The sequence below is a fragment of the Actinotalea sp. genome (assembly GCF_041597215.1).
GTDB lineage: Bacteria > Actinomycetota > Actinomycetes > Actinomycetales > Cellulomonadaceae > Actinotalea.
In genome coordinates, this window is sequence record NZ_JBFHHB010000342.1 from 1 (window position 1) to 2368 (window position 2368).

Here is a 2368-nt window from a genome sequence, read left to right on the forward strand (position 1 = left end):
CTGGAGACGCCCGACGGCGGCGCGCTGACCGTCGTCTCGGCGTACATCCACTCCGGCACGGAGAACACCCCGTCGATGGACGAGAAGTACGCCTTCCTCGCGCTGGCGACGGAGCGGATGGATGCGCTCCTCGCGGGCGGCGGGCACGCGGTGGTGGGCGGGGACCTGAACATCGCGCATCGCGACCAGGACCTGAAGAACTGGAAGGGCAACCGGGGCAAGGCCGGCTGCCTGCCGCAGGAGCGCGCCTGGATGGACCGGTGGTTCGCGTCCGGGTGGGTGGACCTCGGCCGCCGGCTCGCGGGGGAGGACACCCCGGGGCCCTACACGTGGTGGAGCTTCCGCGGGAAGGCCTTCGACACGGACACCGGCTGGCGCCTCGACTACCAGGTGGCGACCCCTGGCCTCGCCGCGCTCGCCACGGCGGCCGAGGTCGACCGCGCCGAGAGCTACGACACGCGGTTCAGCGACCACGCCCCGTTCGTCGTGACCTACGCGCTCTGAGGGGAGGGCTGCGCCCGGTACCGGTCGGTCGTGCCTCCTGCGGAGGCGGGCGACAATGAGCCGTGGCCTCCATCGTCGTGCACCGGTCGGGACCGGGCGTCGTCGGTCTCACGGAGGTGGATGACGGGGGGAGCCCGACCGCGACCACCGAGGTCGCCGTTGCCGACCTCCCGGCCGCCGTCGCCGGACGGGAGCCCGCGCAGCCGCGGTGGGTCTGGGACGACACGGCCGGCTGGTACCCGCCGTTGCTCGCCGCCGGGGTTCGCGTCCGGCGCTGCCACGACCTGCGGCTGTGCCACCGGATCCTGCGGGGGAGCGCCCTGGCGGCCGGTTCGACGCTGGCCATGGCCCCACTTGGTCCCTGGGACGAGCGTGCCGCGGAGGAGGGCACGTCGACGGCCGGCGCTCCGAGCCTGTTCGACGCCTTCGAGGAGGACGACCTCGTGGCCGGGCCCCGTCCGGACGGGGGTGGCGGCGGGTACCGGCACGACGACGTCGCCGAGCACGCCCGCCAGCTCGCGGCCGTCGCGGGGTCGGACGCCCCGGGCCGGCTGCGCCTGCTGCTCGCCGCGGAGTCGACGGGCGCGCTGATCGCCGCCGAGATGCACCACGACGGGATGCCCTGGGACGTGGCCGTGCACGACGAGGTCCTCACCTCGCTGCTCGGCCCACGCCCGCCGGCGGGTGGGCGTCCCGAGCGGATGGAGGCGCTCGCGGCGGAGGTCCGCGCCGCCCTGGACCACCCTGGCCTGCGGCTCGACTCCCCGCCCGATCTGCTGCGCGCGCTCCAGCAGGCGGGTCTGCCGGTCACCTCCACCTCCAAGCACGAGCTGCGCGGGATCGAGCACCCCGTCGTCGCACCGCTGCTCGCGTACAAGAAGCTCTCCCGGTTGCTCAGCGCGAACGGCTGGGCGTGGCTGGAGCGCTGGGTGCACGACGGTCGCTTCCGCCCGGACTACGTCGTCGGCGGGGTGGTGACCGGCCGGTGGGCGACGAGCGGGGGCGGGGCGCTCCAGCTCCCGGCGCAGATCCGCTCGGCGGTGCGCGCCGATCCCGGCTGGGCGCTCGTGGTGGCCGATGCCGCTCAGCTCGAGCCGCGCGTGCTCGCCGCGATGTCTGCGGACTCGGCGATGGCTGCCGCCGGTCGGCATGCGGACCTCTACCAGGGCCTCGTCGACTCGGGCACCGTCGAGACGAGGGAGCAGGCCAAGTACGCGATGCTCGGCGCGATCTACGGGGCGACCACGGGGGTCAGCGCCGCGCTCATGCCGCGGCTCACCACGGCGTTCCCGCGGGCCATCGCCCTGGTGGAGGAGGCGGCGCGCGCGGGGGAGCGCGGCGACGTCGTCTCGACCTGGCTCGGGCGGTCCTCGCCACGGCCGAGCGCCGCCTGGCAGGCCGCGCGCGAGGCTGCCGCCTCGGAGGGGGCCGACGCTGCGGACGTCAGGGCGGCCCGGCAGCGGGCGCGGGACTGGGGGCGCTTCGCGCGGAACTTCGTGGTGCAGGGCACGGCCGCCGAGTGGGCGCTGTGCTGGATGGCGTCGTTGCGGCGGAGGCTGTCGGAGATCGACGGCCGCCCGCACCTGGTGTTCTTCCTGCACGACGAGGTCATGGTGCACTCCCCGGTCGAGGTCGCCGAGGAGGTCGCGCAGGCCGTCAGGGACTCGGCGGCCGAGGCCGGGCGCCTGCTGTTCGGCGGGTTCCCGGTGGAGTTCGCGCTGCAGGTCGCCGTCGTGCAGGGATATGACGAGGCGAAGTGAGCGGGGCGGCGCTCGCGGGCTGTGCGCCGCGGCACGGGAGCGGCGCACGCCCTGCCGGGGCGTCGGTGGCTGATGGCAGGCTGACGCCATGGACGAGCAGCCGA

At 75.3% G+C, this 2368-nt stretch carries 2 protein-coding genes; both read left to right on the forward strand.

Annotated elements, in window-relative coordinates; all coding sequences use genetic code 11:
* A partial coding sequence (locus tag ABWK99_RS15755) for an exodeoxyribonuclease III (RefSeq protein ID WP_372595629.1) occupies positions 1-504 on the forward strand: 504 nt, incomplete at its 5' end.
* A 62-nt stretch (positions 505-566) separates the two neighbouring features.
* Positions 567-2264 (forward strand): bifunctional 3'-5' exonuclease/DNA polymerase, encoded by a 1698-nt coding sequence (locus tag ABWK99_RS15760; protein WP_372595630.1) that lies wholly within the window; start codon positions 567-569, stop codon positions 2262-2264.
* Positions 2265-2368 lie beyond the last annotated feature (104 nt).